This is a genomic window from Escherichia sp. E4385 (assembly GCF_963883145.1).
Classification (GTDB): domain Bacteria; phylum Pseudomonadota; class Gammaproteobacteria; order Enterobacterales; family Enterobacteriaceae; genus Escherichia.
On sequence record NZ_CAWOOJ010000040.1, the window covers coordinates 1 to 6160 of the forward strand.

At 48.3% G+C, this 6160-nt stretch carries 6 protein-coding genes; 3 read left to right on the plus strand and 3 right to left on the minus strand.

Annotated features, from left to right (window positions below; all coding sequences use genetic code 11):
• Window positions 1–150 precede the first annotated feature (150 nt).
• A complete protein-coding gene (locus AACS80_RS23830) occupies window positions 151–297 on the minus strand; it encodes a hypothetical protein (protein ID WP_240727104.1) in 147 nt (48 codons plus the stop codon).
• Between the two features lie 906 nt (window positions 298–1203).
• Here AACS80_RS23830 and AACS80_RS23835 point away from each other — a divergent pair.
• Together AACS80_RS23835 and umuC are read left to right on the plus strand one after the other, a co-directional pair.
• A complete protein-coding gene (locus tag AACS80_RS23835) occupies window positions 1204–1623 on the plus strand; it encodes a translesion error-prone DNA polymerase V autoproteolytic subunit (RefSeq protein ID WP_130205617.1) in 420 nt (139 codons plus the stop codon).
• Window positions 1623–2891, plus strand: a complete 1269-nt coding sequence (umuC, locus tag AACS80_RS23840; RefSeq protein ID WP_135409899.1) for a DNA polymerase V catalytic protein — start codon at window positions 1623–1625, stop codon at window positions 2889–2891. The genes AACS80_RS23835 and umuC overlap by 1 nt, the downstream gene beginning before the upstream one ends.
• A 45-nt stretch (window positions 2892–2936) precedes the next feature.
• Here umuC and dsbB read toward each other — a convergent pair whose 3' ends face one another.
• Window positions 2937–3467 carry a disulfide bond formation protein DsbB gene (dsbB, locus tag AACS80_RS23845; RefSeq protein WP_000943443.1) on the minus strand — a complete coding sequence of 177 codons (531 nt, stop codon included), beginning with the start codon at window positions 3465–3467 and terminating at the stop codon, window positions 2937–2939.
• A gap of 145 nt (window positions 3468–3612) precedes the next feature.
• The gene (gene nhaB, locus AACS80_RS23850; protein WP_130215960.1) at window positions 3613–5154 is read right to left on the minus strand and encodes a Na(+)/H(+) antiporter NhaB; all 1542 of its coding nucleotides are present in this window, start codon (window positions 5152–5154) and stop codon (window positions 3613–3615) included.
• A gap of 221 nt (window positions 5155–5375) precedes the next feature.
• Between nhaB and fadR the strand changes: the two genes are divergently transcribed.
• Window positions 5376–6095: a fatty acid metabolism transcriptional regulator FadR gene (gene fadR, locus AACS80_RS23855; protein WP_130215962.1), complete on the plus strand. Its 720-nt coding sequence runs from the start codon at window positions 5376–5378 to the stop codon at window positions 6093–6095.
• The last annotated feature ends 65 nt before the right edge of the window (window positions 6096–6160 follow it).

A 6160-nucleotide genomic window follows, 5' to 3' on the forward strand; every position in this document is an offset into this window, starting at 1 on the left:
CAGGAGGTGGTCTTTTACTTAGCGCTATGCACTGGCGGTTGAAACAGAGAATCATCCGCTATATGGGTGATTCTGATTATGTGAGACTGTTCAATTCCAGTCTATGTTTACTCTACAATCATGCAAATGACAGTGGACAAAGAAGCGCCATCAGGCGATGGATCCGCCGTAGAATGCTATTCCCTGAGCAGGATAAACCACAGCAACATCCTGATCTTCCGCATGATTTTCAACATAATAAACACACCCATCTTCCTGAGCGTAAATATCCAACGTTACGCAACTCCCTCCACTCATGGAAAAGTCCTGCATTAACGTCTCGTCTGTCATATTGCTTTTCATCATCCAACTCGAAATGATTAATATCACGCCGTGCTGAAAAAACTCCGTTCATACTGTTAATCCACGGTAACGTGTCTTTAGCTGAACGATAAACTTTAGCGCTATATTAAAAACGCTTCACGATAAAAATATAAATATCGGAAGATATTATTGACTTGATCATTATCAATGACCATCTTGAAGATCGCCCCCGGGAACAATGTGTCAGGAAAACAATAACTACTCTTTATATCATTTTAATATCGAAGGTATCCCATTAACTAAAACACCTGTAATTCTATTGATCATTAAATCTTCATTATTAATAAAGCAAAAGGCTTCTTTTATTATTTTTTTGAGGCTTATTTATGGTCAGTGTTATTGCTCTCGTTGTCCATCTTCTCAGATTTATTGTGGTGGGCAGAGTCCAAAGTGATGAAACCAAAGAACTGGTTGATGTCGTAACCGGATAACTCACTGCTATCCATTCATTGCGTGGCCAGGATCACACGGGTACAGGATGAGCCGTAGAGCAAGGTCCGTAGGTTTACGGTGGGTTAGATAGTAAAAAGAAACGCGGCTGTCGGATTGTAGCCGCGGGACAAGGTCCAAAAATTTCCAAGAGTCGTTGAATTTCCCAGCTTTTTTGGAAGCACAGGTATCTTACTAATAACTAAAAAAGGTTTAAACTATAAAATTAACCGTATTTTTAGGTAATGCTTACCGACATATCCATACCGCGTTCAGACGGTTAACAGTGGGGCGGCAATCCTTTAGGATCAGCCTACGCAGCGACAGATATTGATAGCCTGAATCAGTATTGATCTGCTGGTAAGAACAGACTACTGTATATAAAAACAGTACAACTTCAGGCAGATTATTATGTTGTTTATCAAGCCTGCGGATCTCCGCGAAATTGTGACTTTTCCGCTATTTAGCGATCTTGTTCAGTGTGGCTTTCCTTCACCGGCAGCGGATTACGTTGAACAGCGTATCGATCTGAATCAATTGCTTATTCAGCATCCCAGCGCGACTTACTTCGTCAAAGCGAGCGGAGACTCCATGATTGACGGTGGGATTAGTGACGGTGATTTATTGATTGTCGATAGCGCTATTACCGCCAGCCACGGTGATATCGTCATCGCTGCTGTCGATGGCGAGTTTACGGTGAAAAAATTGCAGTTGCGCCCGACGGTACAGCTTATTCCCATGAATAGCGCGTACTCGCCGATTACCCTCGGCAGCGAGGATACGCTGGATGTCTTTGGCGTAGTTGTCCATGTAATAAAGGCGATGCGCTGATGTTTGCCCTTTGCGATGTGAACTCGTTTTATGCCAGTTGTGAAGCGGTGTTTCGCCCTGACTTATGGGGTAAACCGGTGGTTGTGCTATCGAATAACGACGGTTGCGTTATTGCCCGAAACGCTGAGGCAAAGGCGCTGGGCGTTAAAATGGGCGATCCCTGGTTCAAACAAAAAGATCTGTTTCGTCGCTGTGGCGTTGTCTGCTTTAGCAGCAATTATGAGCTTTACGCAGACATGAGCAATCGGGTGATGTCGACGCTGGAAGAGCTATCTCCTCGCGTGGAGATTTACAGTATTGATGAAGCGTTCTGCGATTTGACGGGGGTACGTAACTGCCGCGATCTCACTGACTTTGGCAGAGAAATTCGCGCAACGGTACTGCAACGAACGCATCTCACCGTGGGGGTGGGTATCGCTCAGACCAAAACGCTGGCAAAACTTGCCAATCATGCGGCAAAAAAATGGCAGCGGCAGACCGGTGGGGTGGTGGATTTATCCAATCTGGAACGCCAGCGTAAATTAATGGCCGCTTTACCCGTAGATGAAGTCTGGGGAATTGGACGGCGCATCAGCAAAAAATTGAACGCGATGGGTATCAAAACCGTTCTGGATTTGGCGGATACTGATATCCGGTTTATCCGTAAACATTTTAATGTCGTGCTCGAAAGAACGGTGCGTGAACTGCGCGGCGAACCCTGTTTGCAGCTGGAAGAGTTTGCACCGACGAAGCAGGAAATTATCTGTTCCCGCTCGTTTGGCGAACGTATCACGGATTATGAATCGATGCGGCAGGCCATTTGTAGTTACGCCGCCCGGGCGGCAGAAAAACTCCGCAGTGAGCATCAATATTGTCGGTTTATCTCCACGTTTATTAAAACGTCGCCATTTGCGCTCAATGAATCCTATTACGGCAATAGTGCGTCGGTAAAACTGCTGACGCCTACCCAGGACAGCAGAGACATTATTAACGCGGCTACGCGATCTCTGGACGCCATCTGGCAAGCGGGCCATCGCTACCAAAAAGCGGGCGTGATGCTGGGTGATTTCTTTCGTCAGGGAGTGGCACAACTCAATTTGTTCGATAACAACGCACCGCGTCCCGGTAGTGAACAATTGATGGCGGTAATGGATATGCTGAATGCTAAGGATGGCAGGGGAACACTCTATTTTGCCGGGCAGGGGATCCAGCAACAATGGCAGATGAAGCGAGCCATGCTTTCACCACGTTATACAACACGAAGTTCTGATTTACTGCGGGTCAAATAAACATAGCGGCAGGAAAAAGACGCTCCCGCAGGAGCGCCGAATAGATTAGCGACCAAACAGATCACGTTTTTTCGCTTTAAACGGCTGGGAAATCACCACCAGCACCGCGACAATCAGGTAAGCGATAAAAATACCGAGCAACCACTGTGGCATTTCCAGACCTAAAAAATCCCACTGACGCTCGGCACAATCGCCAGAGGCGACAAACACTTGTGGCACCCATTTATCCAGCGGCAGCCAGTCCGGGAAGCGAACCATAAAATCACAGGTCGCAAACGGTGAAGGATAGAGTTGAAGCATGGTGTGTTCGTAAGTTAACTGCACACCGCGGAACGCACTGTATAACCAGATAATCATCGCCACATAACGCAGCGGAGTTTTCGGAGCAATAGCGCCAATCAGCGCGGCACCCAGAATGCCGAATAACGCACAGCGTTCATAAATACAGAGCACGCAAGGTTTAAGTAACATCACATGCTGGAACCACAGCGCCGTCAGTTCCAGTGCCAGAGCGGTAAACGCCATCAACAGCCACGCACCCCGACCCTGTGAACATTGGTTCAAAAATCGCAACATAATAATATCCCTGCAATATGCATAGAATGCGCAGTTTAAACCAATTCATTCGCTGCGCCACCAGGGGGAATCAAAAATCGATCGTAATCGAACAATTATCGGGCGAAAAGGCAAACCGGGCATCAATATGCCCGGTTAGTTGTTATCAAAGCGCTGCTATCCAGCCCATTTGCATAAACCATTCGGTTACAGGGGCAAGAGTAAACTCGACGCAGAGCAGTCCGACGAGAGTCAGGACGAGGGTATAAGGCAGGGCCATCCACACCATGCGGCCATAAGAGAGGCGAATCAATGGCGCGAGTGCGGAAGTCAGCAGGAACAAGAATGCAGCCTGGCCGTTCGGCGTGGCGACGGAGGGCAGGTTGGTCCCGGTATTAATGGCAACTGCCAGAAGCTCGTATTGCTTCAACGTAATCGCGCCACTCTCCATTGCCGCTTTCGCTTCGTTGATATAAATCGTCCCCACGAAGACGTTATCCGAAATGGATGACAGCAGACCGTTGAAAATATAGAACAGCGAAAGCTGTGCATGTTCCGATGCCTGCAGCACAAACTGGATAATCGGGGAGAACAGCTGCTGGTCGATAATGACTGCGACTACCGAGAAAAAGACGGTCAACAGTGCGGTGAATGGCAGAGATTCGGTGAAGGCTTTGCCGATGGCATGTTCATCGGTGACACCGGTCAATGATGTCGCCAGAATAATGACCGACAAACCAATCAAGCCAACTTCCGCCAGATGCAACGCCAGCGCAGTCACCAGCCAGACGCCGATAATCGCCTGGACAATCAGACGAATTTTATCCTGACGGGTACGCTGGTGGCGGCTTTGATCGTCAAACTGTTGCAGCACTTCGCGGACTTTCTCCGGCAGCGTTTCACCGTAGCCAAACCAACGCAGCTTCTCCACCAACAGGCAGGTTAACAGACCGCAAACCAGAACCGGAACGGTCACTGGTGACATGCGCAGGAAGAAATCGCCAAAATGCCAGCCAGCGGCTTTGGCGATAATCAGGTTTTGCGGCTCACCCACCATGGTCATTACGCCACCTAATGCGGTACCGACGCCAGCGTGCATCATCAGACTACGCAGGAACCCACGGAACTGCTCCAGAACAACTTTGTAATGCTGGTCGATATGACTATCGTCTTGCAGGTCGGTATCTTCGGTACGGGAAGAGGCTACGCGGTGATAAATGCCATAAAAGCCTACTGCAACACTGATCACCACCGCCACGACGGTTAAAGCATCGAGGAACGCGGAGAGAAACGCTGCCGCAATGCAAAAAGAGAGCGATAGCAGCATTTTGGAGCGAATGCTTAACAGCAAGCGAGTAAAAATGAACAGCAACAGCTGTTTCATAAAATAGATGCCCGCCACCATAAACATCAGTAACAGCAAGACTTCAAGGTTTGCCGCCACTTCTTCACGGACATGTTTCGCGCTGGTCATGCCGATGAAGACGGCTTCGATAGCCAATAGACCGCCGGGGAGCAGCGGGTAGCATTTCAGGGCCATTGCCAGTGTGAAAATAAACTCCGCTACCAGCAGCCAGCCAGCAACAAAAGGACTGATGAGAAAAATGAGCGGGTTAATAATTAAAAAAATGATGAGGGCAAGTTTGTACCAGTCAGGTGACTGGCCTAAAAAATTGCGCCATAACGCGCGGCCCCAGGAGATTTCCATGATGGTTTCCCTTACCTTAGTAATAATCAATGATGTTTTTATGTTTAAGCGCAAAGCTTAACGGTCGTGCAGGAGTGAGGCAAGTATTGATGATCAAGGAGAAAGAGATGCAGAAAATGAAGCCTTGATCCCTTTTTTCTTCTTTTTGTCTGCTATCAGCGTGATTAGCCCTCTGGTATGATGAGTGCAACTTTGTTTTGCTGTGTTATGGAAATCTCACTATGGTCATTAAGGCGCAAAGCCCGGCGGGTTTCGCGGAAGAGTACATCATTGAAAGTATCTGGAATAACCGCTTCCCGCCCGGGACTATTTTGCCCGCAGAACGTGAACTTTCAGAATTAATTGGCGTAACGCGTACTACGTTACGTGAAGTGTTGCAGCGCCTGGCGCGAGATGGCTGGCTGACTATTCAACACGGCAAACCGACGAAGGTGAATAATTTCTGGGAAACCTCCGGGTTGAATATTCTTGAGACGCTGGCGCGACTGGATCACGAAAGTGTGCCGCAGCTTATTGATAATTTGCTGTCAGTGCGTACCAATATTTCGACAATTTTTATTCGCACCGCATTTCGTCAGCATCCTGATAAAGCGCAAGAAGTGCTGGCAACCGCCAATGAAGTGGCCGATCACGCCGACGCCTTTGCTGACCTGGATTACAACATTTTCCGCGGTCTGGCGTTTGCTTCCGGTAACCCAATTTACGGTCTGATCCTCAACGGGATGAAAGGGCTGTATACGCGAATTGGTCGTCACTATTTCGCTAATCCGGAGGCGCGCAGTCTGGCACTGGGCTTCTATCACAAGTTATCGGCATTGTGCACTGAAGGCGCGCATGATCAGGTTTACGAAACAGTGCGCCGCTATGGGCATGAGAGTGGCGAGATATGGCACCGGATGCAGAAAAATCTGCCAGGTGATTTAGCCATTCAGGGGCGATAATCCCTTCCGTTTAAAAAGCAAACCCCTCAAACGAGGGGTTTTTTGTTGTTATCCCTAAACCACCT

Coding starts and splice junctions, on each gene's coding strand:
- AACS80_RS23830 (WP_240727104.1), bottom strand. CDS start 297: ATGAGTGGAGGGAGTTGCGTAACGTTGGATATTTACGCTCAGGAAGAT.
- AACS80_RS23835 (WP_130205617.1), top strand. CDS start 1,204: ATGTTGTTTATCAAGCCTGCGGATCTCCGCGAAATTGTGACTTTTCCG.
- umuC (WP_135409899.1), top strand. CDS start 1,623: ATGTTTGCCCTTTGCGATGTGAACTCGTTTTATGCCAGTTGTGAAGCG.
- dsbB (WP_000943443.1), bottom strand. CDS start 3,467: ATGTTGCGATTTTTGAACCAATGTTCACAGGGTCGGGGTGCGTGGCTG.
- nhaB (WP_130215960.1), bottom strand. CDS start 5,154: ATGGAAATCTCCTGGGGCCGCGCGTTATGGCGCAATTTTTTAGGCCAG.
- fadR (WP_130215962.1), top strand. CDS start 5,376: ATGGTCATTAAGGCGCAAAGCCCGGCGGGTTTCGCGGAAGAGTACATC.